Source organism: Acinetobacter sp. YH18001 (assembly GCF_013416975.1).
GTDB lineage: Bacteria > Pseudomonadota > Gammaproteobacteria > Pseudomonadales > Moraxellaceae > Acinetobacter > Acinetobacter pseudolwoffii.
Window position 1 is genome coordinate 1 of record NZ_VPEU01000010.1, and the last position, 26,871, is coordinate 26,871.

General features: G+C 44.5%; 21 protein-coding genes, 2 tRNA genes and 1 pseudogene. 13 read left to right on the forward strand and 11 right to left on the reverse strand.

Annotated elements, in window-relative coordinates; all coding sequences use genetic code 11:
* Positions 1-898: 898 nt before the first annotated feature.
* Positions 899-2,605 (forward strand): diguanylate cyclase, encoded by a 1,707-nt coding sequence (locus FTV48_RS05175; RefSeq protein ID WP_179999588.1) that lies wholly within the window; start codon positions 899-901, stop codon positions 2,603-2,605.
* A gap of 393 nt (positions 2,606-2,998) precedes the next feature.
* Here the strand turns inward: FTV48_RS05175 and uvrA are convergent, their stop codons facing one another.
* The 3 genes from uvrA to tenA form a co-directional block, all read right to left on the reverse strand.
* Positions 2,999-5,830, reverse strand: a complete 2,832-nt coding sequence (uvrA, locus tag FTV48_RS05180; protein ID WP_179999590.1) for an excinuclease ABC subunit UvrA — start codon at positions 5,828-5,830, stop codon at positions 2,999-3,001.
* Positions 5,831-6,011: 181 nt separating this feature from the next.
* Entirely contained in the window at positions 6,012-6,380 is a 369-nt protein-coding gene (locus FTV48_RS05185; RefSeq protein WP_159138374.1) for a hypothetical protein, read from the reverse strand.
* Positions 6,381-6,603: 223 nt separating this feature from the next.
* A complete protein-coding gene (gene tenA / locus FTV48_RS05190) occupies positions 6,604-7,275 on the reverse strand; it encodes a thiaminase II (protein WP_159138373.1) in 672 nt (223 codons plus the stop codon).
* A gap of 222 nt (positions 7,276-7,497) precedes the next feature.
* Here tenA and FTV48_RS05195 point away from each other — a divergent pair, with 222 nt between their 5' ends.
* The 4 genes from FTV48_RS05195 to ahpC all read left to right on the forward strand — a co-directional run bounded on the left by FTV48_RS05195 (position 7,498) and on the right by ahpC (position 11,639).
* Positions 7,498-8,586, forward strand: a complete 1,089-nt coding sequence (locus FTV48_RS05195; RefSeq protein ID WP_159138372.1) for a DUF475 domain-containing protein — start codon at positions 7,498-7,500, stop codon at positions 8,584-8,586.
* Positions 8,587-8,739: 153 nt separating this feature from the next.
* A complete protein-coding gene (locus FTV48_RS05200) occupies positions 8,740-10,104 on the forward strand; it encodes an MFS transporter (protein ID WP_179999592.1) in 1,365 nt (454 codons plus the stop codon).
* Between the two features lie 51 nt (positions 10,105-10,155).
* On the forward strand, positions 10,156-10,746 hold the full coding sequence (gene ssb, locus FTV48_RS05205; protein WP_005095120.1) for a single-stranded DNA-binding protein: 591 nt from the start codon (positions 10,156-10,158) through the stop codon (positions 10,744-10,746).
* Between the two features lie 329 nt (positions 10,747-11,075).
* Positions 11,076-11,639 carry an alkyl hydroperoxide reductase subunit C gene (gene ahpC / locus FTV48_RS05210; RefSeq protein ID WP_005095146.1) on the forward strand — a complete coding sequence of 188 codons (564 nt, stop codon included), beginning with the start codon at positions 11,076-11,078 and terminating at the stop codon, positions 11,637-11,639.
* An 81-nt stretch (positions 11,640-11,720) separates the two neighbouring features.
* Here ahpC and FTV48_RS05215 read toward each other — a convergent pair whose 3' ends face one another.
* Together FTV48_RS05215 and ycaC are read right to left on the reverse strand one after the other, a co-directional pair.
* Positions 11,721-12,644 (reverse strand): LysR substrate-binding domain-containing protein, encoded by a 924-nt coding sequence (locus tag FTV48_RS05215; protein ID WP_179999594.1) that lies wholly within the window; start codon positions 12,642-12,644, stop codon positions 11,721-11,723.
* Between the two features lie 143 nt (positions 12,645-12,787).
* Positions 12,788-13,415, reverse strand: a pseudogene (ycaC, locus tag FTV48_RS05220) (isochorismate family cysteine hydrolase YcaC).
* A 308-nt stretch (positions 13,416-13,723) separates the two neighbouring features.
* Between ycaC and FTV48_RS05225 the strand changes: the two are divergent.
* The 3 genes from FTV48_RS05225 (at position 13,724) to FTV48_RS05235 (ending at position 17,176) form a co-directional block, all read left to right on the forward strand.
* Complete coding sequence (locus tag FTV48_RS05225; RefSeq protein WP_005095152.1) at positions 13,724-14,602, forward strand: pirin family protein; 879 nt, start codon at positions 13,724-13,726, stop codon at positions 14,600-14,602.
* Positions 14,603-15,016: 414 nt separating this feature from the next.
* On the forward strand, positions 15,017-16,324 hold the full coding sequence (locus FTV48_RS05230) for an FAD-dependent oxidoreductase (protein WP_005173177.1): 1,308 nt from the start codon (positions 15,017-15,019) through the stop codon (positions 16,322-16,324).
* Positions 16,325-16,327: 3 nt separating this feature from the next.
* Positions 16,328-17,176, forward strand: a complete 849-nt coding sequence (locus FTV48_RS05235) for a cyclopropane-fatty-acyl-phospholipid synthase family protein (RefSeq protein WP_100356958.1) — start codon at positions 16,328-16,330, stop codon at positions 17,174-17,176.
* Positions 17,177-17,265: 89 nt separating this feature from the next.
* Here the strand turns inward: FTV48_RS05235 and FTV48_RS05240 are convergent.
* From FTV48_RS05240 to FTV48_RS05250, 3 genes are all read right to left on the reverse strand, one after another.
* Positions 17,266-17,341, reverse strand: a tRNA-Thr gene (locus tag FTV48_RS05240).
* A gap of 203 nt (positions 17,342-17,544) precedes the next feature.
* Positions 17,545-17,772 (reverse strand): hypothetical protein, encoded by a 228-nt coding sequence (locus tag FTV48_RS05245; protein ID WP_179999596.1) that lies wholly within the window; start codon positions 17,770-17,772, stop codon positions 17,545-17,547.
* Positions 17,773-18,138: 366 nt separating this feature from the next.
* Positions 18,139-18,229, reverse strand: a tRNA-Ser gene (locus tag FTV48_RS05250).
* 121 nt (positions 18,230-18,350) lie between these two features.
* On the opposite strand from FTV48_RS05250, the gene FTV48_RS05255 reads away from it, so the two are divergent.
* Positions 18,351-20,231, forward strand: a complete 1,881-nt coding sequence (locus FTV48_RS05255) for a potassium transporter Kup (RefSeq protein WP_179999598.1) — start codon at positions 18,351-18,353, stop codon at positions 20,229-20,231.
* A gap of 78 nt (positions 20,232-20,309) precedes the next feature.
* On the opposite strand, the gene FTV48_RS05260 is transcribed toward FTV48_RS05255, so the two are convergent.
* Positions 20,310-20,888, reverse strand: coding sequence for a hypothetical protein (locus FTV48_RS05260; protein ID WP_005173169.1), 579 nt, complete (start codon positions 20,886-20,888; stop codon positions 20,310-20,312).
* 265 nt (positions 20,889-21,153) lie between these two features.
* Between FTV48_RS05260 and FTV48_RS05265 the strand changes: the two genes are divergently transcribed.
* Both FTV48_RS05265 and FTV48_RS05270 read left to right on the forward strand, forming a co-directional pair.
* Positions 21,154-22,236 carry a DNA/RNA non-specific endonuclease gene (locus FTV48_RS05265; RefSeq protein WP_074383897.1) on the forward strand — a complete coding sequence of 361 codons (1,083 nt, stop codon included), beginning with the start codon at positions 21,154-21,156 and terminating at the stop codon, positions 22,234-22,236.
* Between the two features lie 77 nt (positions 22,237-22,313).
* Positions 22,314-22,559 (forward strand): hypothetical protein, encoded by a 246-nt coding sequence (locus tag FTV48_RS05270; protein ID WP_005095167.1) that lies wholly within the window; start codon positions 22,314-22,316, stop codon positions 22,557-22,559.
* A gap of 101 nt (positions 22,560-22,660) precedes the next feature.
* Here the strand turns inward: FTV48_RS05270 and FTV48_RS05275 are convergent, their stop codons facing one another.
* Positions 22,661-23,674: an AraC family transcriptional regulator gene (locus tag FTV48_RS05275; RefSeq protein ID WP_100354911.1), complete on the reverse strand. Its 1,014-nt coding sequence runs from the start codon at positions 23,672-23,674 to the stop codon at positions 22,661-22,663.
* A gap of 110 nt (positions 23,675-23,784) precedes the next feature.
* Here FTV48_RS05275 and FTV48_RS05280 point away from each other — a divergent pair, with 110 nt between their 5' ends.
* Positions 23,785-24,429, forward strand: coding sequence for a hypothetical protein (locus FTV48_RS05280; protein WP_074383899.1), 645 nt, complete (start codon positions 23,785-23,787; stop codon positions 24,427-24,429).
* A 597-nt stretch (positions 24,430-25,026) separates the two neighbouring features.
* Here FTV48_RS05280 and hisF read toward each other — a convergent pair.
* Complete coding sequence (gene hisF / locus FTV48_RS05285) at positions 25,027-25,785, reverse strand: imidazole glycerol phosphate synthase subunit HisF (protein WP_005095173.1); 759 nt, start codon at positions 25,783-25,785, stop codon at positions 25,027-25,029.
* A 113-nt stretch (positions 25,786-25,898) separates the two neighbouring features.
* Here hisF and FTV48_RS05290 point away from each other — a divergent pair, with 113 nt between their 5' ends.
* Positions 25,899-26,846 (forward strand): homoserine kinase, encoded by a 948-nt coding sequence (locus tag FTV48_RS05290; RefSeq protein ID WP_159516464.1) that lies wholly within the window; start codon positions 25,899-25,901, stop codon positions 26,844-26,846.
* Positions 26,847-26,871 lie beyond the last annotated feature (25 nt).

The window sequence follows — 26,871 nt, forward strand, 5'->3', positions numbered from 1 at the left end:
AATGTGTGGATAATTTAATTCATTAATTCGATTGAATTGATTTCTTTTATTGCCAAATTCAATTTATGTTTTAAAGATAAATTCATAAATATGTCAAAAAATATAAGATGAATTATATAATTCATCACGCTTTATTATAAATTGTACAAATTTAATGCAGAATTTCTCTAGAATTGTAATAGGTGTCTCTTTTTTGAACCAAAATGTGATACTTTTTAATTCCGACTAGGCCAATCGGCTTTACATTGTTAATAGATTTTTACATAATATCAGTATCAGGTTAAAGTTGATGTTTCATCATGATTTAACGTGATTCTCCACAATTTTTTTATTGGCCCAGCTTTCCCCAAGGTTGGGCTTTTTTTTATCCGCACTTTTTATTTACTTTCTACTCATCTTCTAAGATAGAAACTGTTCTGTAGCAATGAACTTCAGCAATAAAAATAGTAAAAATAAAGCACTAAAATGGTGCATATTAATTCATTAATAGATGACCTAAAAATATAAGCACTAAAAAAAACCCCAGTTTTCATAGAAAACTGGGGTTTTTTCGCCAAAATTTGCGGGTAAACTAAAATATCTGCTGAGGAATAATTTAACTCGCCCTAATGCGGTGCATTATGCACCCAATTGTTGCATGTGTAAATAGTGCGGAAAGCAAGTTTTGATATTTTTTTTAATGCTTAAAAGTCCTGTATTTGTGTTGTATTTTTTGTAGGATAAAACCCATAAAACTTTAGCCTGAATTTAAAAAGTAGCGCTTTTAAAAATTAAAATCAAAAAAATATAGAAAAAACATTAACTAAGTTGAATACCTACTTTAAGAGTATTTCATTTTATTTGTATAATAATCAATCTATTTAGCTTTGCTTGTCATATTGGGGCGTAATACAACAGCATGAATACCTTACGCTCTGAGTGGATCAGTAAACGTTTGTACTGGTCGATGTCGATTATTATTTTATGTTTACTTTGCATCTGTATTCCCTTAATTGTGAGTAGCAGTCAAAGTTATTTAAAATCCAGACAAACTTATCAACAATTGAATGCCTTACAGCAGGTCGCTGATCTGGCGAATAAAATTTCGCGTGAGCGTGCGCCTGCCAATAAAGCCATGTCCAGTTCGGTGCAGGAATTTGCCCAGCATCAGCAAGAGTTAATCAGCTATCGTCAACAGGTGGATCGGCAATTGTCCCAGACCGCGGATGTCTTGACGGAGGTCGGGTTTAACAACCTGAGTCAGCAACTTTCACAGCTTGAGAATAGTTTGAAAAAAGGGCGTGCACAGGTTGATGCTTATACCCAGATGCCGCGTCAGCTGCGCAGTGCTCAGGAACTTGATCAGGCGATTCTGGCGATGTTTGCTGCCTGGGAAAGTTGCCGTGAACTTTTGCGTGACGTGGCGGTGGCTTCAGATAGCTCATCGACCCCTCTGAATAACTATATTAGCCAGATTCTATTTTTATCAGATTTACGTGATCAGGCCGGTCGTGTGGCCTCGTCTATCATGGCACATGTGACTTTTGAAGCTCCGCTTCCCACTGAAAATATTACCCGCTCTTTACAGACCCAACATCAGGTGCGTTATTTGTGGGCCTTGATTGATACCATTCAACCTGTTCAAGATAAGACTGAGGAATTCATCCGTTTACATCGGCGGGTAGAAACCGAGTTTATTCAGCAAGGCTTACCGATTGTGAGTGAGCTGATCAGTGACAGTCTGGAGCAACGTGACTACCGTTTGAGCGGAACAGAGCTGACTGAAGCGATCGTAGATAAATTTGCGACTGTGGTAGACCTGCAAACTTATCTGCTGCAATACAGCAGAGATGCCGCTATTCAGGAAATGAACAGCAATATGCAGCGTTTGATCTGGAGCGTGTTGGTATCGTTGATTTCATTACTGACCGCGATTTCCACCATGATCTTTGCACGCAAACAAGTATTTTTGCCACTTATTCAGGCACGCCGCATGTTGTTGAGTTTGTCTAAAAACTCGGGTCGTCAGAAAATTGATATGCGGCTGCGTGAAGTGAATCATTCTGATTCCTTATTCGCTGCCATTCAGAAATTGCAACAAATGTTGCAAGAACGCGATGCGCTAGAATTCCGTTTAAAAAATATTGCTCATTCCGATTCTTTGACCGGGCTGGCCAACCGTTTTGCGTTGGAAGAATATATCCGCTTTATGGAAAATCAGCCGGGTCAATTGAGCCAGACCTGTTTGATGATTATTGATATTGATCATTTTAAACAGGTGAATGATCAATATGGGCATATTATTGGCGATCAGGTGATTCAACTGGTGGCCGAGCGTTTACAGGCCAATGTCCGTGCTACAGATTTGTTGGTGCGTTATGGCGGCGATGAATTTCTGGTATTGATTGAAAATATCCAGATGCAGCAGGCACTGATTGTGGCTGATAAAATCCGGGCTGAAGTGGCTGAGCGTCATATTGTGACTGCAGCAGGAGACGAGATTCAGGTTTCGGTCAGTATCGGGGTTGCCATTGGTGCTGGCTCCTGGATAGCTTTATTGTCCAATGCAGATGATGCTTTGTTTAAAGCCAAAGCGAAGGGACGGAATGTGGTGGCTGAGGTTTAGTCTAAAAGATTCCTTCTCTACTTTTGACTGCACAAAAGTAGCCAAATGCATTTGTTCGAATGATGCTAAGTCCCTTTAGCACAGTCAAACGGGCAACATCCATGTTGCCAGTCATGTGATTTAATTTGGATGATCTTTAGCCTTAAGTTGACCATGTTCATGCCAAATTATTTCCAATGCATCAGACTAAAAAGACGCATGAAAACTGGCAGCCAATTCATTCTTCAATAGATAAGTATTTTGATGCCTATGAAGGTTATATCTCATCTCATGATGCTAAAAAGGTAGATGATCAAATATTGGCACAATTGGCTGAAGAAATATCGTTCAATAGGATCATGAAAAATAAAAAGCCCTCCTTGATAAAAGAAGGGCTGATAAATCTTGTATAGCTTATTTCAACAACGGCTTCAAAAATTTACCCGTATGTGATGCTTTCACTTTCACGACTTGTTCAGGCGTACCTTCCGCGACAATCATACCGCCACCCGAACCACCTTCAGGTCCCAAATCTACCACCCAGTCAGCAGTTTTAATCACATCCAGATTATGCTCAATCACCACAATGGTATTACCCTTATCACGTAGCTGATGCAGGATGTCCAGCAGCTTGGCAATATCATGGAAATGCAGACCCGTGGTCGGTTCATCCAGAATATACAGGGTTTGACCGGTATCGCGTTTGGCCAGTTCACGCGCCAGTTTGACACGCTGCGCTTCACCACCAGAAAGAGTGGTAGCAGACTGACCCAGACGGATATAACCCAGACCCACCTGATGCAATGTTTCCAGACGACGGTGAATCACCGGAATGGCATCAAAGAAATGCATGGCATCTTCAACTGTCATCTGCAAGACATCGGAAATATTCTTGCCCTTATAGTTCACTTCCAGCGTTTCACGGTTATAACGTTTGCCATGACAGGCATCGCAAGGCACATACATATCCGGCAGGAAATGCATCGCCACCTTGATCATGCCGTCGCCTTCACAGGCTTCACAGCGACCACCTTTCACGTTAAACGAGAAACGACCCGCGGCATAACCACGTGCTTTGGCTTCCGGAGTTTGTGAAAACAGTTCACGAATCGGGGTAAATAAACCGGTATAAGTGGCCGGATTGGAACGTGGGGTTCGTCCAATCGGACTCTGGTCAATATCGACGACTTTGTCGAGGAACTGCAAGCCATCAATCGATTCAAACTTTTCCGATGTTAAAGTGGTTGCACCATTCAGTTGGGTCGCCGCCAAAGGTAACAATGTCCGGTTAATCAAGGTCGATTTACCCGAACCCGATACCCCGGTAACACAAGTCATAATGCCCAAAGGAATGGTCAGATCGACTTTTTTCAGGTTATGCCCAGATGCACCCATCAGCTTGATCTGTTCTTCAGGTTTAGGTGGCTGAATCCGTTTTTTCGGCACTTCAATTTTTAACTTGCCAGACAAATATTGTCCGGTCAGCGAGTCAGGATTGGCCAGAATTTCATCATAAGTCCCTTCAGCAATCACATATCCACCATGTACACCTGCACCCGGGCCAATATCAATAATATGATCGGCGGCACGAATTGCATCTTCATCATGCTCGACCACCAAGACGGTATTGCCCAAGTCTCGCAGACGGATTAGGGTTTGCAGCAGACGGTCATTGTCACGCTGATGCAGACCAATTGAGGGTTCATCCAGCACATACATCACGCCCATCAGGCCGGCACCAATCTGGGAAGCCAGACGAATACGCTGTGCTTCACCGCCCGACAATGTTTCGGCAGAACGCGACAGGCTGAGATAATTCAGACCGACTGAGACCAGGAAGTGCAGACGTTCACGGATTTCCTTGAAAATCTTGTCGGCGATTTCTCCGCGTGCGCCTTCTAGGTTAATGTCCTGATAATAGCTTTCGGCATCACCAATCGACATGCGGGTAATGTCGGCAATGGTCTTGTCCAGAATTTTCACATTCCGCGAGATTTCATTCAGCCGTGAACCATCACAGGCATCACAGGCAGCATTGGACAGATACTGCGCCAGATCATCACGCACATAATTACTTTCAGTTTCACGGTAGCGGCGTTCCAGATGCGGCAAAATCCCTTCAAACGGAATCACCCGATTATGACGACGGCCACGCTCATCGATATAACTCAGATCAATTTTTTCTTTGCCGGTGCCGTACAGGAATTTCTTCTTGGTGTCGGCATCCAGTTCATTCCACGGCGTTTCTAAAGAAAAATCAAAATGCTCGGCGACTTTCTGGATCATGCCGTAATAATAAGGACGCTGACGATCCCAGCCTCGAATGGCACCCTGACTGACACTGACTTCAGGATTAGGAATCAGTTTATCGGCACTAAAATGACTGCGGGTGCCGAGACCATCACAGACCGGACAGGCACCAAAAGGGTTATTGAACGAGAATAAACGCGGTTCCAGTTCTGCGACAGCGCGGTCACATTCCGGGCAGGAATGCTTGGCAGAAAATACCCGATCATCATGTTCATCCTTCATCCAGGATAAAATCGCAATATCGCCACCGAGGCGCAGTGCAGTTTCAAAACTTTCTGCAATACGGTTGCCCAGATCATCACGGACTTTAAAGCGGTCGACCACGACTTCAATGGTATGTTTTTTCTTTTTGTCCAGCTCTGGTGGCGGATCAATTTCCATGATCTCGCCATCGACGCGGGCACGGACAAAACCTTGACTCTGTAACTGCTCAAATAAGGCGGTATATTCACCTTTACGCTCACGCACTACCGGGGCAAGCAGCATTAAGGCTGTGCCTTCTTCCAGCACTTTGACTGCATCGACCATTTCCGTGACGGTTTGTGCCACCATCGGCAGGTCATGTTCTGGACAGAAGGGCGTACCGACACGTGCATACAGCAGACGTAAGTAGTCATAAATTTCGGTAATGGTACCCACGGTAGAACGCGGGTTATGGCTGGTCGATTTCTGTTCAATCGCGATGGCTGGACTGAGACCTTCAATCGAATCGACTTCCGGTTTTTCCATTTGTGAAAGGAACTGGCGTGCATAGGCAGACAGCGATTCTACATATCTGCGCTGACCTTCGGCATATAAGGTATCAAAGGCAAGCGAGGACTTACCTGAACCAGACAGTCCCGTAATCACCACAAACTTGTCGCGTGGTATATCAAGGTTCACATTTTTCAGGTTATGGGTACGTGCGCCTCGAATACGGATGTGGCTTTGGCTCATGCAAGGATCCTAGAATATTCATCAAAAACCCTTATATGATACCGGATGAAAAATGTTCAAGTGCAAATAAAAGTATTTTAAACGTCAAGTTATGTCGGTGATTGGTCAATTCATCACAATACCGAGAAATATCACAGTAGATCGCTTCACTGTTCAGAATGACTAGACGTGAGGGAAGTTCTTAACAAGCCGCTGCATAGCGGCGTTCAAAGATAGATTCAATCTCTTCAAAGTAGCGGTCACGTGGCACATCATGATGCAGACGTGCATAAAAATTCACTTCATTTTCCAGAATGTGCAGAAAGTCCTCATAGTCTTTTTGGAAAAAATCCAAGTCAAGCAAATCATTACGGCGTGCCTGATGACAGCGATACTTTTCAATAAATTTCAGCAGGTGTTTCTGGATATGCGTGTTGGTGTGGTAAATCAGATAAGTCGCTGCCGAACCACAATCTAGGCAGCCTTGTTCGAGATAGATTTCTTCATTGTTGAACCAGCAACATTGCAGGGTGAAAAATGCCCGAATCGCTTCGGTGCCTAAAGTGTCCATATTATCTGCCTCTTTCCGGGATTGATTTTATTAATTGATAATTATTCTTAATTATTGTTCGGCAATTTTGGGCTTATATCTAGATCTAGCGTACCAGCCCGTTCTATCCTTGTTTTTTCAGACTAAGCCGTTTTTATGATGGGTTTATGACAGCAGAAATTTTTTTGAACGGCTATGACAAAAAAAGCCCTGTCTTAAACAGGGCCTTTTTTATTCGTCTGTCTTATTCATCCAGACCAGGCCACTGGCGTTGCTCAAAGGCACTGTCCCAGAATAACCATTCCAGACGGGCAGCATGGGTATAAGCTGCATGCATTTTTTCTAGTGTATCGGCATCGACACGCGCCGCAACACGGTCAACGGTCGCAATCACATTACGCACTGCAGTATGGAACTCTTCTCCTGAATAGGTATCCACCCAAGCTTGATACGGATTATTCGGCGCAGAGTTATCGACAATATCTTTACCAACTTCGGCATAAATCCAGAAACAAGGCAGCAACGAGGCCAGCACCACCGGGTAGCTTTCTGACCAGGCGGTTGAAGTCAGGTAAGAGGTATAGTGATGACATGCCAGAGTTAGCGGGGTATTTTCAAACTGCTCTTTGCTAATACCAAAATCCTGCATAAAGCCATCATGCAGGCTACGTTCCACTACAATTGCAATTTTGGCTGCCTCGGCAAACTGGATCACATCGTCCGCTTCAAAAGCTTTGGCGGCACACACGGCCAGTGCACGGCCATAGGCCAGTAAATAATGCGCATCCTGAATTACATAATGACTAAAGGCTTCACGGCTTAAAGTACCTTGCGCCAGTTGCTGATTAAAGGGCAGGGCCAGGGTCTTCTGATAAAGCCCGAGATTACGTTGCCATAGCTCTTGTGAAAAACTCATGCTGAAAATCCTTCGCAGTTCAAGTTAAACCATGCGGCACTATAGCAAAGATCGGGCTGTTTAAAAGATCGGCAAATTTTAAAAACAGAAAATAAGATAAAACAGCTCAGGAAGTGCTTTGGTTTATGCGCTAAAAGTTTCATAATTAGCTTAACTTTTCCTATTCGTATTGCTGCTCTTTCGCAGCCATACATTTATTTAATTTATCCAAGGTCGTTGTGTATGTTGAAACATTTTGGTTTCTCGATTGCATTTTCGATCGTGTGTCTTGGTTTGTCTGCGTATTGGGGTTATACCCATGGTCCTGAAGCAGGCCTGCAAACCATGCTCACAGCGCTAACCATCACCGCTATTCTGGCGATTATGGAAGTGTCGTTGTCCTTTGATAACGCGGTTGTTAATGCCTCAGTCCTACGGGGTTGGGATCATTTCTGGAAAATGCTGTTCCTGACAGTCGGTATTCTGATTGCAGTCTTCGGGATGCGTCTGATCTTCCCGGTGGTCATTGTAGCAGTGACTGCAGACCTGGGCTTTATGGAAGTGGTACGTCTGGCCCTGAATGATCCAAAAGAATATTCAGCCCGTCTCATGGCGCATCATCCAGAAATTGCAGCTTTTGGTGGGGCATTCCTGTTGATGGTATTCCTGAACTTCTTCCTGGATGAAGAAAAAGACACGCACTGGTTCAGACGGGTAGAACGCCGTCTGTCCAATCTGGCCAATGTGCCGGCGATGTCGGTGTTTATTGCACTGGTGGCCTTGTTAATCATGGCAGCCAATGTCGATGAAGCCAAGCGTCTGGCAGTGACCATGGCCGGGATCTGGGGTATCGTGATTTATATCGGGGTGCAGGTTCTCAGTCATATGCTCGGCGGTGAACCGGAAGTCGATGAAGAAGGCAATGCGATTCGTCATGATGAAAATGGTGTACCGACGGGTGTAGTGAAAGCCGGTATTGGTGGTTTCCTGTATTTAGAAGTTCTGGATGCCTCATTCAGTTTTGATGGCGTGATCGGTGCCTTTGCGATTACCTCAGACGTGGTTATCATCATGCTGGGTCTGGCAATTGGTGCGATCTTTGTGCGTTCCATGACCATTTATCTGGTCGAACAGGGCACATTGGATGCCTATATCTATCTGGAACACGGAGCGCATTATGCGATTGGTGCACTGGCCTTTATTATGATTGCCAGCGGAACCGGTCTGCATGTACCAGAAGTGGTTACCGGTCTGATCGGTGTCGCCTTCATTGTCTGGGCAGTGATCGCTTCAATCCAGTATAAAAAGCGTCAGGCCATCTTGGAAAAATAAAGCGCTGTACCTGATTGAAAAGCGTAGCTCCGGCTGCGCTTTTTCATTTTTAGATCGGCATCATCTTTATTTCAAATAAAATTCATGTCTTCTTCCTGAGCTGAATGTCCTATAATCTGGGCTCCAGATTAATTAACCCAATCGCCATAACTTATGATGAATGCTTTAGAACGTCGTTCAACCTTTGCCCTGAGCAGTATTTTTGCACTGCGCATGTTGGGGTTGTTTATGATTATCCCGGTGTTTTCTGTGGCAGGGCAGGCCTATGACGATGCAACGCCTGCACTGATCGGTTTGGCGGTCGGGGTCTATGGTTTGACTCAGGCCTTATTACAGATACCATTTAGCCTGATTGCAGACCGCTACAGCCGTAAGCCTTTGATTGTTTTAGGACTGCTGCTGTTTGCCTTGGGTGGTGCGATTGCAGCCATGTCTGACAGCATTTATGGCGTGATTATCGGTCGTGCCATTGCCGGTGGTGGCGCAGTATCCGCTGTCGTCATGGCCTTGCTGGCCGATGTCACGCGTGAAGAAAACCGCATGAAAGCCATGGCAATCATGGGCATGAGTATTGGTCTGTCTTTTGTGGTGGCATTTAGTCTCGGGCCTTGGCTGACAGGTCTGGTTGGCATTTCGGGATTGTTCTGGGTTACTACGGTGATGGGATTGGCTGCCATTGCGATGCTGTTTATGGTGCCTAAAGTCACGCGGCATCATAAAAACTTTCAACAGGGTTATCTGACCCAACTGAAACAGGTGCTCCAGATTGGCGATCTGAATCGTCTGCATGTATCTGTGTTTACCCTGCATTTATTGCTCACAGCCATGTTTATTTATGTGCCTTCGCAGCTGATCGAGTTTGCAGATCTGCCGCTTTCCAGTCATGGCTTGGTCTATTTACCCCTGTTGGTGCTAAGTCTGTTCTTTGCTTTTCCGAGTATCATTCTGGCAGAAAAATACCACAAAATGCGCGCGATTTTTCTGGTGGCGATTAGCGGTATTATTCTGGGTTTAATGGTGATGGTCTTTGGTTTTGAATCCAAATATATCTTGCTCATTGGCCTGGGCCTGTTCTTTATTGCCTTTAACGTGATGGAGGCCTTATTGCCTTCCTGGCTGTCTAAAGCTGCACCGATCCAGTCTAAAGCGACGGCAATGGGCGTGAATGCCAGCAGCCAGTTTTTGGGTGCCTTCTTTGGTGGGATGATCGGTGGTCAATTGTTGCTGCTCAATAATACCTCGATGGGCTGGAGTATCCTGACCGGGATCGCGATAATCTGGCTGCTGATGAGTTTTGGTCTGGCTCAGCCGCGTTATCTGTCCTCATTGGTACTGCGATTGCCGGAAAGCAGACAAACTGACGAATGGACTTCTCAGCTTTTGGCGATTCGTGGTATTGAAGAAGTCGTGGTGATGGCTGAACAGCAAGTTGCCTATATAAAAGTCGATAAACAGCAGATTGATGATGCTTCGCGACAACAATTAACGCACTTGTTAGGTAAAGAGGTAGCCATTTAAGCATAACTCTTATAAAGTAAAATACAGAAATATATAGGAAGTAAACAGCAAATGCGTGGTGTAAATAAAGTCATTTTAGTGGGTACTTTGGGTAAAGATCCGGAAACCAAAACTTTTGCAAATGGTGGTTCTCTCACTCAATTTTCGATCGCCACTAGCGATTCGTGGACAGATAAAAGTACCGGTGAACGTAAAGAACAAACGGAATGGCACCGTATCGTGTTGCATAACCGTTTAGGCGAAATTGCGCAGCAATATCTGCGTAAAGGTTCTAAAGTATATATTGAAGGTTCATTACGTACCCGTCAGTGGACTGATCAAAATGGTCAGGAGCGCTATACAACGGAAATCCGTGGTGATCAAATGCAGATGCTGGACTCGAATCGTTCACAAGGCGAGCAGGGCGACAACAGTTTTAACCAGCCACGTTTTAATAACAATAATCAGGCGAGTAACAACCAAAGTGGCGGTTACGGCAATAATCCGCAGTCGGGTTATGGTTCAGCGCCGCAGCAAGGCGGTTTCAACAACAATCAGGGTGGCGGTTATGGCAACAATAACCCGAGTGGTTTTGCACCGAAATCTGCACCTGCACCAACAGCAGCGCCTGCAGCTGATTTAGATGATGATCTTCCGTTTTAACTTATCAGAACGGTAAATCTTCATCCAAGACCCACCTGAATCCGGTGGGTTTTTTATGTCTTGAATTTGCTTTGTTTAGTTTGGATAGAGCTCAGAGCTTTATCATTGCTAATCTAAGTTGCAAAAAATTATATTTCAACTGCTCGGCTTATGTTCAAAATTCTAGGCTCCATATTGAGAAAATCAATCAGATCAGTAATTCTCATAGAAATCTTAAATCTAGAAAAGCGATTATTTTTATAAAAACTTACGGTTTTACCTATTTAAAAAATTTTCGTATTCTATCTTCATCGAATGAACAATCTCACCAATATACGAGGAAAGGTCTCATGAGTTTAATCAATACTGAAATCAAACCATTCAACGCCACTGCTTACCACAAGGGTCAATTTGTGGAAGTGTCCGAGCAGGACATGAAAGGTAAATGGTCGGTTGTATTCTTCTATCCTGCTGACTTTACTTTTGTTTGTCCAACTGAATTAGGCGATCTTGCTGATCAATATGCTGAATTCCAGAAAATGGGCGTAGAAATTTATGGTGTATCAACCGATACGCACTTCACCCATAAAGCTTGGCATGATACCTCTGACGTAATTGGTAAAATCCAGTACCCAATGATCGGCGACCCAACCTGGACTTTGGCGAAAAACTTTGAAGTATTGATTGAAGCTGAAGGTCTGGCAGATCGTGGTACTTTCGTGATCGATCCAGAAGGTAAAATCCAGATCGTTGAAATCAATGCCGGTGGTATTGGTCGTGATGCAGCTGAACTGCTTCGCAAAGTGAAAGCAGCGCAATATGTACACGCTCACCCAGGTGAAGTATGTCCTGCGAAATGGAAAGAAGGCGAAGCAACTCTTGCTCCTTCAATTGACTTAGTGGGTAAAATCTAATTCGCTCACTTTATTTCAAAGCAAAAAATCCAGCACTCAGTGCTGGATTTTTTTATTGGCTGCTCAACATGAAAGCACAATTCAAATGGTATAGCCCTGATGGCCTTCTGCCCGGGCACGTAAGCCCTCGACCAGATGCTCAATCAGTTTTTCCATCACCAGACGCTGACCTTTGCGTGAGGCATAGACCAGTTGTACGGTTCCCATATTGGAACACCAGTCTGGCAGCAGATGGATCAGGCGACCAGCTTTGAGATCTGCTTCCACGGTTAACAAGGGTAGATCGGCAATACCCAGGCCATCCAGGGCAGAATAGTATACGCCGGCCAGGTCATTGCTTTTGATGCGGGGTTCTAGGGGGATATCCATCTGTTCATGACTGTCGATACGATGCAGATGCCATTGATAGTGGTTTTTCTGCGTGCCTAAAACGATGGTCGGAAAGTCATTGATCTCAGTGGGGTAGTGTATCGAACGGCCTTGCAACAGCTCCGGACTGGCAACCAGACAATGCGTGGTTTTAGTCACATCGCGAACGACAATGCTGGAATCTTCATTGGCTTCAAAGTTGGTGCGGATTGCCAGGTCAATCTCATCATGCAGCACATCGACACGCCGGCTGGTAATTTCCATTTCTACCTGAACCTTGGGATAAGTCTTGAGGAATTCATTCAGCAGGCTGCGGATCTGGTAGCGCATCATCACCGAAGGACAACTCAGCTTGACCAGGCCTTGTGGTTCACTTTTCTGCTTGAGCAAGACATTACGGGCACATTCCACCTGTTGAATCAGCTTTTCGCATTCCTCAAAAAATTCCTGGCCCAGTGAGGTCACCTTAAAATGTCGGGTTGAGCGTTGAATCAGGGTGACATTGAAACGGGCTTCCAGCTCTAAAATACGTCGGCTGAGTTTGGATTTGGTGATTCCGGAGATGTCACTGGCTGCACTGAAGCCGCCATGCTTGACCACCAGATAAAAATAATAATAGTCATCAAAAGAATGCACCTTTCACCTCAATCGCCCTGCGTTCATACAATGCCCATCATAGGGGAAATCCGGGCCAGGCTAAACTGTTTCCAAGCCAGATTAATTTAATTGTTCCAACAAAAAGCGACCCGAAGGCCGCTTATTTTAGAGATGTGTATGGTTTATTTTTGGGCAGTATTCTGGTTATAGCTATTCATCAGGTTGCGGTAGTCAGGAATATGATTGCTGAACAGGCTGCCGAGACCTTCGATATCATTACGCCAGTCACGGTGCAGTTCACAAGCCAGACCAAACTAGGTCATCAGCTGTGCACCAGCCTGTGACATGCGGTTCCATGCAGCATCACGTGTCAGGTGATTAAAGGTACCAGATGCATCTGTCACGATGAATACGTCAAATTCTTCTTCAAGTGCAGACAGCGCCGGGGAAGGCGACACATACTTCAGTCACCACGCCAGCAATGATCAACTGTTTTTTACCCGTGGCTTTTACCGCTTTAACAAAATCTTCATTATCCCAGGCATTAATTTGCCCTGGACGAGCAATATAAGGTGCGTCCGGGAATAGCTCTTTCAGCTCAGGAACCAACGGACCATTTGGGCCTTGTTCGAAGCTGGTGGTCAAAATGGTCGGTAAATTGAAATATTTTGCTGCTGCCGCAAGCGCCAATACATTATTTTTGAATTTATCTGGGTCAATATCACGAACCAGTGACAACAAACCAGTCTGATGGTCTACAAGTAATACGGCTGCATTGTCTTTGTCTAAACGTACATAAGGTTTTGCCATTTCTCTGTTCCTCTCTATAAAATTAGCATCCCGTCTTGGATCAAACCCAGGCTGTTCCGGGACGTGGTGATTTTTATATTAGAGCTAAAAACAGGACAAAATAAGCCCAAATTCTGGGATAAATAATCTTAAAAATAGGATAATTAAAAATTTAGACCAAAATTTTAGTTTATTTGTGTTGAATTCGGGAAGTTAAAGCAGAGATTGTCTTATATATAAGATACTGTATTCCAGCTTAGGACTATCAGCGCATCTTGGCCCGGCATAAAATGGCTGCATGTTCATCCTATCGTAATAGGAGTTAAAAGATGAAAAAAGTAATTGGTGTTTACCGTAATCAAAACATGCATTGGGTCGGTGATGGCTTTCCGGTCAAAAATCTGTTTTCCTATGACCGTTTAGGTCAGGCGATCAGTCCGTTTTTGTTGCTGGATTATGCTGCGCCCTATCATTTTGATCCGACGACTGTACAACATGGCGTGGGTTCACATCCACATCGCGGTTTTGAAACAGTGACGTTAGCCTATCAGGGGGCAGTGACGCATCAAGATTCAAGTGGCGGTGGCGGCACGATTCAGGCAGGTGATGTGCAGTGGATGACCGCAGGCTCAGGGGTAGTCCATGAAGAATTTCATTCTCCAGATTTTGCCAAACATGGCGGTCTCTTTGAAATGGTACAGCTCTGGGTCAATCTGCCGGCCAAAGACAAGATGACCACACCACGTTATCAGGCGATCACTGCGGCAGCTATTCCGCGGATTGAAATGGATGAAGAGGCGGGGCATATCCGGGTGATTGCAGGTGAGTTTGCTGGTCATCAAGGTCCTGCTCATACTTTTAGTCCGATCAATGTCTGGGATGGTGAACTGAAAGCGGAATATGAAACCACATTACATATCCCTGCCGGGCATAATGCACTGTTAGTCGTGCTGAAGGGTGAGCTGGTGGTCAATGCGAGCCAGAAAGTCCTGGACAGCTCAATTATAATGTTTGCCCGTGATGGAGATCCGGCGATTCAGTTGCAAGCCTATCAGGATACCCAGTTTGTGTTACTGACAGGCGAGCCACTCAATGAGCCCATTCAAGGTTATGGCCCGTTTGTAATGAACAGCAAGGAAGAAATTATGCAGGCATTTCAAGAGTTTAATCAGGGTAAATTTGGTGAAATTGCGGTGCAGGCTGAATAGTACACCGAGCGGTTAAACAAAGAAGCCTCTGCTTTCGCAGAGGCTTTTATTTTATAAGGCGCTGTAGTTTCTTGTCGTTTTAAATAATTTACGCATAAACTCATCTTGGTGGAATCTGATGGGTTTATGGTTTTATTATGCTGTGAATCATAGGTTTTTCAAGGGCGTTTGTCAACCAAAGGTTATAAAAATGGTTAATTAAGATGTTTGTTTTTAAAGTGATTTTTCTGGTTATATGGAAAAAATATGAATAAAATCCTGAGTTTGGTGAATTTTGTAACCTGTTCAAAAAAATAGTGAAAAGCAGATTTTATCCCGTCCAATTGCCTTTACGAAAAACATATATTCTGGAAGATTTTAATAACCTGTTTGATTGGCGCATGGTACATAATTTCTGTAGTTTTTCAATGACGGATGATCAGTTTGGATATCGCAGTAATTGGTAGTGGCATGGCCGGACTGGCAACAGCCAGAATTCTCCAGGATGCAGGACATCACATCACGATTTTTGAAGCACTTCCAGGTCGTGGCATGGACAGTCATAGCCTTGAATTTGAAGGGGGGCTAATTGATGCACCTTTACGTGTGATGAATCCTTATCTGTGGAAAAACACCCTGAGTCTGGCCACGTATCTGGGCATTAAAACTTATCCGGTGCGTACCTATATGGCCTGCAGCTGGTTATTTGAAGATAAAACTGAAACCTGGCTGACCACATCGCGTAGCCGTATCGGCAATATTCCAATTATCAATAACCGTAAAGGCTTGCAGCAGTATGGCTGGCGTCTGGTCAAGGGCCTGTTGCAGCTCAAAGTGGCATTAACCAAATTTTTTAAGTCGAAAAATCAGGACATCAGCCTGGCAGAATTTATCAATCGCAATGAGATTGAAGAAGTGTTCTGGCATGGCGCCGTAATGCCGGTACTGTATACCATTTGTACCTGCAATCCGAAAACCATTGGTGAATGGCCGGCGAAACCTTTATTGATTTTCCTGCGTCAATTGACTGATGGCGATGCCTTACTACGCTTGCAAGGCGGAACACCGGCGCTGGTCGACAAACTGGTGGAAGGTATTCATATTGAAGATGGTTCAGCGATTACACTGGTTCAAGAGCAGGGCGATCAGGTCAAAGTTGAAAATGCGGCCGGTTATTCAAAACTGTTTGACCGGGTCATTGTCGCGACGCCAACCACTAAAATTGAGCAATTCCTGGATCCAACCCAGTTTGCCAGCGAAATTGAATTATTGAAGAAATTCAAATTCGAACAGGGCGAACTGGTGATTCATACCGATGCCAGCGTGATGCCGCCAAAACGTAAAGACTGGGCTGTGCTCAGCTATATGATGGATCGTAAGTTTACCCGTCAGCAATTTACAGTGTGGCTCAACTCGATTGAACCTTCTCTGGTCGGCAAGTCGGCAGTGTTCCAGACTTGGCGTCCGGTGACCGAGATTGACCCGAAAAAGGTGATTACCTCGGTCATGCTGACGCGTGCGGTGGTCGATGCCAATACCGTGGCGCTGAACAAGGAATTACAGCAGCGTCATCTGGAAGCCAATCGCAAAGTCTTTTTCTGCGGTTCATGGTCATGTGACGGTTTGCCCATTCTGGAATCGGCTGTGACCTCAGCGATGAAGATTGCGGAAATTTTCGGTGCGCCTTTACCGTTTCAGGGTTTAAAACCTGTGGTCGAGGTTGCTCCGCAACTGGGTTATTAATTGATGCAATGGCTTCAGGCATTGCGTCAGCGCTTTCCTCAGCATAAATATGCAATTCATGCAGCGGCGCTGGGGGATCAGGCGCAATTGCCCTGGAGTAATTTGGGCTATTGGCAGGCAGGACAGCAGGATTATGTTGCTGCCTGTCGCACGCTGGCCGATCAGCTCGCGCAGAGTGTCAATTTGAATTCAAAAGATAAATTGCTGGATCTGGGCTGTGGTCAGGGTGCAAGTTTATTGCACTGGCAACAGCACTACCGAGTGCAATATCTGGCCGGTGTCGAAGTACAAGCGGCTTGCGTGGCCACTATTCAGCAACATCTGCCAGAACTGAATGCCATCTATCAGGCCTCGTTTCTGCGTTTAAACGAATTACAATTTTCCCAGCGTTTTGATGTGGTGCTGTGTCTGGATGCAGCTTATCACAGTCCGGTTCCGTTACTTTTGCAACAAATCAGCAGTGTTTTAAAGCCAAATGCACGAATTGGTTTTCATCATCTGGTGTTATCGGAACGTTGGCAAAATTTGAATTCATTTCAAAAGCGTAAATATCAGCTGTTACTGAAATCTGCCGATATAAATTTAAAAGAATTAATGTCTGTTGGTGCACTGTATGCGTGTCTGGATCGTTTTGAATTTAAAAATATTCAGATTCAGGATCTATCCGAGCCGGTATTTTCTGGCTTTGCGGATTATGTACAAAAAACTTTGAATTCAAAACAAGCCGGTCATCATATTCAAGGCTCAGGCTTGGATCATTTTAAAATTCAAATGACAGCAAAGCTATGCCAAAAATTATATCAGGAAGGGATCGTGAGATATGTGCAGGTAACGGCACAATCGAAGGACTAAAACAGCGTAAGAAAACGTCGAAAAATTCAAGTTTGAAAAATACCAAGCCCAGAAACATCAAAGCCTCACTAAAAAGCGAGGCTAAGATATGGTGCCGGCACACGGATTCGAACTGTGGACCTACTGATTACAAGTCAGTTGCTCTACCAACTGAGCTATGCCGGCATGGTGGAGTGCATTTTACAGAAATTCATTCGCTACGCAAGCCAAAAAATAACCGTTCAAGCTATTTTGGTACGATTTACCGTTTTTCCGGTTCATTCTATCTAAACTGTCTTTTATCGAAAGATCAAGAAAACGCCCATATAGGCAGATATGGGCGAGGGTGAATGTACAGGGTTTAGTATGGGTCAATCGCTTAAAAGGGATTATCGCTTTTTTAGGATCTGGTCTAATTCTTGTGCACATTCCTCTAAAGTAAAGGCCATATCAAACTGCATTTGAGGTTTGAGTTCTTGAGCGAGGCTTCTCCACTGTTCGATGAGTCTCAGAGCTTTTTGAATTTTATGTTTATTGATGTCTTTGGCAATGGTTGGGGTATAACCGCCACGTTTTGCATTTTTGATCTGTTTTACATAGTTTGCGCTGTTATTCATGTTCGCTCTCCGAATAGCAGTGTATCTATTTAGCTTTAAGTTTAAATGGCTCGATCAATCCTGTATTTCTTTCTATTTTATGGTTTTTATTCTCCTCTCAGCACCTCTGTAGGCACCATAACATAGCTTTGATGACAATAGAATTAAGCTATTTTTATGCCAGTTTTTAAATTGAACCTAGAAAAGCACGGAAGCTTAAGAAAAATTTAAATATGGTGGAATAATCGTCTTAGAACAGCCATATTCCTTAGGTCATAGTAACTTTAATCATGGTGGTGATGGATTGTTTAATGATTCTAAGCAGATGCGAATTTGAATTTCAGGCAATAAAAAAACCCGAATCATGTGATTCGGGTTTTTAAATTCTGGCGGTGAGAGAGGGATTCGAACCCTCGAAACGCTATAAACGTTTACACACTTTCCAGGCGTGCTCCTTCAGCCACTCGGACACCTCACCATAGGCCGAGGATAATAGCGAAAAAAACCAGCTGTGCCAAGCTGAAACAATTGATTTGCAGAAAAACTTTTAATGTGGTGCTATGATTCGCAAAAATGCTTGTTAAAAACGAAGACAATATATGCAAAGCACTGCACAAAAAGCAGCTCTCCCGGTGATTACACTGGCTGCGCTTGGGGTCGTTTTCGGAGATATTGGCACCAGTCCACTGTATGCACTGCGCCAATGCTTCCTCACCGCACATCTCGCCATTAGCGAGGCCTCTGTACTCGGTATCCTGTCGCTGATTTTCTGGTGCATGATGCTCACCATCAGCTTTAAATATGTCACGGTCATCATGCGTGCCGATAACAACGGCGAAGGCGGAATCATGTCATTATTGGCATTAAATCTGCGTACCACACGAATTGCTGATCAAAAGAAAATTTTCCTGATTGCCTTGGGTTTTATTGGTGCATCGCTATTCTTTGGTGACGGTATTATTACTCCGGCAATTTCTGTGCTGTCTGCCATTGAAGGCTTGAGTATTGCGACACCTATTTTCAATCAATGGCTGGTACCGCTATCGATTGGAATTCTGGCGGGGCTGTTTATGGTGCAGCGCCACGGTACAGCCACCATGGGGAAATTTTTCGGGCCTTTAACCATGCTCTGGTTCCTGTCCATTGGCGGTTTTGGTTTGTGGAGCATTATCCAGACCCCGTCTGTCCTCTGGATGGTGAATCCGTACTGGGCATATCACTTTGTGGTTGATCAGCCCTACGTGGCTTTCCTGACCATGGGCGCGGTGATTCTGACCATGACCGGGGGGGAAGCAATTTATGCCGATATGGGGCATTTCGGTCGTCTGCCAATTCGTCTGGCTTGGTTTATTATTGTCTTGCCGTGTTTATTGCTGAATTATGCCGGACAGGGCGCATTGTTGCTGCGTAGTCCTGAAGCGCTGGCCAACCCTTTCTATATGCTGTTGCCGGACTGGGCCTTGTTCCCGATGATTGGACTGGCCACCGCAGCGGCGGTCATTGCCTCGCAGGCGGTGATTACCGGGGTATTTTCGATGGTCAATCAGGCCATTCAACTGCGTTATTTGCCGCGTCTATCGGTCAAGCATACCTCGGCAGTCGAACGTGGCCAGATTTATCTGCCCTTTATTAACTGGCTGCTGTTTATTTCGGTCTTGATCCTGATTTTACTGTTTGAAAATAGTGCCAATCTGGCCAGTGCTTATGGTGTTGCAGTGACCATGACCATGCTCTGCGGTACTATTCTGATCTCGATTCTGGCTTATGGTTTATGGCGTTGGCCGGTCTGGAAAGTGGCATTGTTTGCTGTGCCATTTTTGGCTCTGGATTTGGTCTTTGTAGCCTCAACTTCTTTAAAAATCACCTCGGGTGGCTGGGTGCCGATTCTGATTGGTGCCGTGCTGTTTACCATTTTGATGACCTGGAAAGATGGACGCGCTTTGGTTTTGAAGCGTCTGGAACAGGATGCCTTGCCGATTGATCTGTTTATTAAAAGTATCTCAATGGGGGAAGGTACCAAATATGTGCCAGGTGAGGCCATTTTCCTGACGGGTACACCAAATATTGTCCCGCATGCCATGCTGCATAATATCAAGCACAACAAAGTCTTGCATGAACGTAATATTATGCTCACGGTCATTACTCGTGATGTTCCCTTTGTAGCTAAGCAAGATCGGGTTGAACTGGAACAATTGAGTGAGCATTTTTATCGGGTATTTATCTATTATGGTTTTAAGGATCAGCCCAATATTCCAGTAGCTTTACAACAGGCTTATCGAAAATGGGGTTTTGAATATGATCTGATGCAGATCAGTTTCTTTATTTCACGTGAACGGATTATGCATACTGTGGGTGAGGGTATGGCACCGTGGCGGGAAAAACTGTTTATTTCCATGCAGCGCAATACCAGTCCGGTCAGTGATTTCTATCAGATTCCACCCAACCGTGTGGTCGAGCTGGGCACCCAGATTCAGATGTAAATAAAATTAAAAAGCATAAAAAACCAGAGACACACTCTGGTTTTTTATGGGAGAAACAGTAAATAACTGAGCTTCGGATTATTGCTCAAGTTCTACGGCAGCCGGCACTTCAGGTGCAGCATTCAAAGGCTGCTCCATCAGCACTGGTTCTGCATCGGCTTGAGCTGCAATTTCAGTTTGTGCATTCATTGCATTGGCTTCAACTACAGCAGCTTGCTGTTGCTCTTCAAGCACAGGCTGTTGTTCTGGCGCAGCCATAGATGTGGTTGCTTCGACTTCGGTACTGTTGGCCGGTTCAGCCAGATTGGCCGGCATGTCTGATTGATTCATACCCGGTTCTGCCACAGGAGGTTGTGGCGAAACCATGTCTGAATTACCTGGTGCCTGCATCATCGCTGGATCATTTGGCATCGCTGGCTGCGTATTTGGCATTGGTTGCTGTGGCGCAGCTGTACGCGGATCGACAAGGCGGATTTGACCAGAGTTGACTAGAGTTTCTAGAGAGCCTTCCTGACCATTTACCGTGGTACTAATTTTAGCTTTAGACAAGCTTTCAAGTGTTTCACCCGGTTGAACCGGTGGCTCGGCAAATGCGCCTGCGCTGATTACACTTGTGAATAATCCTAAACCTAATATTTTAGAGAGTTTGGAATTCATGATTGACACCACTGCTAATAATTGTACGAATTGGGATAGGCGCTTAGCTTTACATACTCATCCGGCAGCTCCAATCAAAGCTACTCAAAGACTGCGAAACCTCATTTAAAATGAAATAAAAAATAGACAGTTTGTTACAGCTTTCGTGGCTTTTAAGCCATTATTGTTTATTTGTTAAGCGAATGGCAGGGTCAAGATATACTTCATATACACAGCTTGTTAAGCTCGGGAAAAATCGGTATTGATCTAAAAAGTACGTGTAATAATGGCCAAGAAGCAGCGTAAATCCAAGAACTCTCTTTTTCAGTTTTTAAGTAAAAATAGTACTAAAGTCATTCTGGGTGTGGTGGCTTCGAGTAGTTTTGCCATCGCCTTTGGTCAGGAAAAAATCAGTCAATGGGTGTCTCTGCCATCTTCATCCGATTCCGCCTGTCTGACACAGTTTTATCGTGATGTTCCGCCGTATCTGATGAAAGACAGCCTGAAAAAAGACAGTTATTCACTGTGCTTTAATGGCTTTAACGTCGGTTATTCCGGTGTTTCGAAAACCCCACTTTGGGTGGCTGAAGCACTCACACCGGCACGCTTAAGCCAGAAAATTCCGCGTCAAGATAATTTTCATGAAGAGACCCAGCTCAAACCTGCGCATCGGGCGACGTTGGCGGATTATCGTGGTTCCGGTTATGATCGCGGGCATATGGCGCCAAATGCGGATATGCCCAATAAGGCTGCACAGTCGGACAGTTTCTCACTGGCCAATATGGTGCCGCAAGCACCGAAAAACAATCAGCAGGTCTGGCGTGAACTGGAAGAAGCGACCCGTGCCATTGTAACCAAACAGAAGCAGGATGCTTATGTTGTTACCGGGCCGGTATTTGCGGCGAAAAAACTAAAAACCATTGGTAATGGCGTGATTGTACCGACGGCGGTGTATAAGGCAGTTTACCTGCCGAAAACCGGTGCGATTGGTGCTTATTATGCGCCGAATGATAATTCGCTCAAAGTGCGTATTGTTAGTGTCTGTTATCTGGAGGAACAGCTCGGAATTAACCTGTTCCCACAATTGACCGAAGAGCAGAAGCGCAATACCTATCGTTTGCCATTGACGGCCAAGGCGGTTAAAGCCAATCAGAAAATCGAATATTCTAACTGGGATGCAGAAAGCCAGTGTGCGGAAGACGTCTCTAAAGAAAACTTGCAGGCACTGCAACGTGAGTTTAAATCTTCAGGTTCAAATACCTCGACGTCCTCAGCGACTGGTGGTGCAATCGATAACGACACCCAAAATACGATTATAAAACAGCTGATAGATGCGCTATTGCAATATATTTTGCAGTTATTGAAATAAACTTGCTGAAAAAAGTGGGATTCGAGTAGCATCGATCTCACCCATTATTGAAAATAACAAAGACAGGTGGAGAGGATATGTTTAAAGCATTTGAAAATGGCAGTGAATCCCATGCCATTCATGATCTGACCTTGGAAAATGATCTGGATTGTGTCAGCCTGTATGGAAACTTGCAGATCACCAAGGATCAGGAAGGTCTTAAGGCTGCCAAGGTTTTGCAGGCTTTTGTAAATGATGTGGTGCAGCAACTGGAAAATACTGTAGATCTGCCAGAAAAGCTGCAGCGGGATGATCTGGACGAAATTGAAAATCCATTTTTATAAGATTTTTTCATTTGTTGGAGAATGTTCCATCTGGAACCAGACACAAAGCCCAATATTCCTATTGGGCTTTTTACTGTTTTTAGTCTCAGTATTGCAGCGTCTCAAGCTGTCTGAGCCAAAGATTCTAAGCGCCATTGTTGTGGCGTCAGCTGGGTCCATTGCTTAAATGCCCGCTGAAATGCACTCTGCTCGGAGTAACCAAGCAGCATGGAAATTTCCTGTAAGCTTAAATGCGGATCTTTCAGATATTGCATTGCCATCATAGAGCGGATTTCCTGCATGCATTGCTGATAGGTTTTACCCTGCTTTTGCAAATGTCGTTGTAACTGACGGACAGAGAATTTTATTTGCTGGGCAATATGTTCAATCTGGAACTGGTTTTTTTGCAGGCCCACCAGAATCGCCTGCTGTAACTGCTGGTCAACTTGGGTGGAATTGGGGAATTTTTCCAGTAAAGCTTCAGCTTGTTGTTTCAGAAGCTTTTGTAGGGTCTGATCACCCTGTTTTAAAGGCGTAGACAGCTCGCTGACCGGCATCAGGACTTGAGTCTTGGCTTGACCGAAACGAACCTTGCAGCGGAAATACTGTTCATACAATGCTATATTTTTGGGTGTTGGATGCTGAAAATGCACTTCATGCAGATGCAGATGATTATTATCCAGAATATTCGATTTAATAAATTCGATCATGAGTGCAATCGCGATTTCATCGGTCAGTTGCGTACTCATCTTAAAAGGAACCTCACCCCAGGCAATCGAAAGATGATCTCCTTGCCCCTGGATTTGTAGCGGGCTACCATCATAGATCAGGCGATGGTAGTCATGATAGCGCATGAAGGCTTCACCCAGCGTGTCACTGGAAAGTGCCAGATAACCGATAATCCCGAGATGTTTAGTCTCGACCAGTTGCGCAATTTCCAGGCCCAAAGCCGGGCGCTGCAGCTGTTGATCAAGTGTCGTCAGCAGATCACGCCACAGAGTAAAATCAAAGCGTTCCAGATTTTGAATGGCCAATAATTTCTCAGGGACTTCGAGCTGTTTCAGCTGATAATAGTCCAAAAGTAAATGTCCTAAACCACCGTATATCGAGCCTACGTAGTTTTTTAGAACCAGCATTTTTTAATTCTTTTATTTTGTCGTATTTTGTCAATCATATTGAATATTTTGGTCAATATCTAGTCTTTTACTTAGCCTATATTGAAAAATAGACCAAGAGGTAAAAGATCATGTGGAAAGGTTTTCTGGCAGGACTCGTCGTTGCCAATGGATTTGAATGGTTTGCGCATAAATATGTGTTACATGGAATTCACCGCCAAGGACAGAGCCGCTATAGTCCGGTTCCAGAAAGCATGTGTTCGCATTGGGAACATCACCGCATTGTGCGTAAAACGGAATTTTCCGATTTCGGTTATGTAGAAGGACTGAACAACTGGCGTACCCGCAATGAAATTGCTTCTCTTGCCGTGGTTGCTACAGTCTTTGGATTGACGTTTTATCCTTTTTCCAAAGGGATGACGCTGGCCGTATTATATAGTGCAGGCAATTATTATTATCGGCATCGTCGTGCCCATCTGGAGCCAGAATGGGCCAAAAAAAAGCTGCCTTGGCATTATGATCATCACATGAATAGTAATCAGGATGCCAACTGGTGTGTGACCAAACCCTGGTTCGACTATCTGCTGGGTACCCGGGTGATTTCCTCCGCAGATTTACAGGAGCAGAACCCTTTAGGTATGGTATTGCCTGCACCGATCTCGAAAAAACTGAACTATTGGGCAGACCGTTATTTTCCAGCCAAGTGGGCAGAAACTCCGGCTAAAATTGCTAAAAATCCTGCGACCAATCACTTAAATAGGCCATTAAATCGCTAAAACCCGGTTCTTGTCGTGATTTGTCAATAAAATGCAGATGTATTGTCAATATTGTCCTTTTGATTTGGCCTATATTCACGGTTGTTGGTGAGTGAAGCCACATACTTATATGTTTTAGGTGTAATGAATTATTTTGAATACCAAGCGCTGTGGTCTAATCTTGGTTTTTACAGGGAGTCGCGAGACTCCTTTTTTTTTATTTAATTTTTACTTTTGAATATCGGTCAAAATAGAGCGATCTTGTTCATCCTCATACTGGGGTGAATATTGAAAGAAAATAACGTCCTTTATATTTAAGCTGCTCAGCACTGGAAAGCTTCGTGCTGTCCGGCGGCTATTGATCAATAACAATCCCTAAATATCATTTTGAACATACAAGTCCTTTTCTATTAACTCTTTTTTGTCGTGTTTGCTGTTCTGCTTTAATCCACAGAACGATGGATATACTTTTTCAAAGCAGTCATCATTAGAGCAAACCCGGATGTGCCACAGATGATGAGAGTATTTTCCAAATGATTTATTGCCTAGGCTTATCCTGTAGAAATAAAAAAGAGCATCGTTGTGATGCTCTTTTTTAAATAGGAATTCGTTTTTGAATTAAAGGCGCATTTCAATGCCTTGCGCTGCCATATAGGCTTTGGCTTCAGGAATGGTATGTTGACCAAAATGGAAAATTGACGCTGCCAGTACCGCATCAGCACCGCCATGAATAATCCCGTCTGCCAGATGTTGTAAATTTCCTACACCGCCAGAGGCAATAGTCGGTACAGTGACGCGGTCATTGATGGCACGCATCAGGGCGATGTCATAACCGGCTTTGGTGCCGTCGGCATCCATTGAGGTAATCAGGAGTTCACCTGCGCCGTAATTGGCCATTTGTTCTGCCCATTCCAAGGCATCAATGCCGGTCGGTTTGCGGCCGCCGTGGGTGAAAATTTCCCATTTATCTTCGCCGGTTTTTTTGGCATCAATGGCGACCACGATACATTGTGCGCCAAAACGTTGTGATGCTTCCTGGACAAATTCCGGATTAAATACTGCTGCCGAGTTGATGCTGACTTTATCTGCACCAGCATTGAGCAGCAAACGGATATCTTCGACTTTACGCACACCGCCACCGACCGTCAGGGGGACGAAAACCGATTCAGCCATACGTTCTACAGTACGGTAAGTGGTGTCGCGTCCATGATGTGTAGCGGTAATATCAAGGAAAGTAATTTCATCGGCACCTTGTTCGTTATAACGACGTGCGACCTCAACTGGGTCACCTGCATCACGAATATCAAGGAATTGAACACCCTTGACCACACGACCATTATCAACGTCGAGGCAAGGAATAATACGTTTAGCTAGCATAAATTTTTCCAATTATTACAGCCGATTATGAAACTCACCCACGCAAGCGCTACACCTTGGCAGATGGAAACGGTATTCTAGCAAAATTATGTAAGTTTTTTCGCAGGTTTTCTATGTCGGTTTATACCACTTTGACTTTAAAGGAAGTTCAGGATTTTGCAGCGCCCTACGGTTTAAAGGCGGTTGATCTGATTCCGATTCAAGGCGGTATTCAAAATACCAACTATTTTTTGGTCTGCGAAGACGCACACTATGTGCTAACGGTGTTTGAGGATATGGATGAACAGGCGGCAGGGGAACTTGTGCCTGTATTACAACATTTGGGCAAAGCAGGCTTGGCCGTTCCGGTGCCTTTATCGCATTCAGGCAAGGCTATTCACAGTATTAAAGATAAACCGGCACAGATTGCACCGCGCCTGTTGGGTGAGCATCCCATGCCATCGACCGTGGCACAAGTTGAAGCGATTGCTATTGCTCAGGCAAAAATGCATGTGGCATTGCAGGACTTCAAATTAGAACGTAATTTCGTGCGTGATCATGCGTATTGGCTGGCAGTGTCCCAAGAAATCAAACCAAGTTTAAGTCCGGCCGATAAAATGTTGCTCGGCAAGCTTTTAGGCCTGTATGACGCTTTAACAGCAGTCTATCCAGATCGTCCACGTGGCTTTATTCATTCCGATCTGTTCCGGGACAATACCTTATTTGAGGGTGATCAACTCAACGGTATTCTGGATTTTTATGAACTGAATAAAGATGAATTTTTATTTGATATCGCGATTACTTTAAATGACTTTTGCACCAACTATCCGGATGTCACTTTAAACGAAGAAAAAGCCATTGCCTTTTTAAATGCCTATGAAAGCGTCCGCCCCTTAACAGCAGATGAAAAATCATGTTTAGAGTTGTACTTGGCCATGGCCGCAGGACGTTTCTGGATGATGCGTTTACAGGTGGCACAGCGTAACGCGGCACTGGGTCGTACTGGCGAAGATATTTTGCAAAAAAATCCAGTCGAGATGCGTAATATGTTGATTGAGCGATTAAAATTCGTTACAGCTTAAATATTTAAAATTTATAAAGACAAAA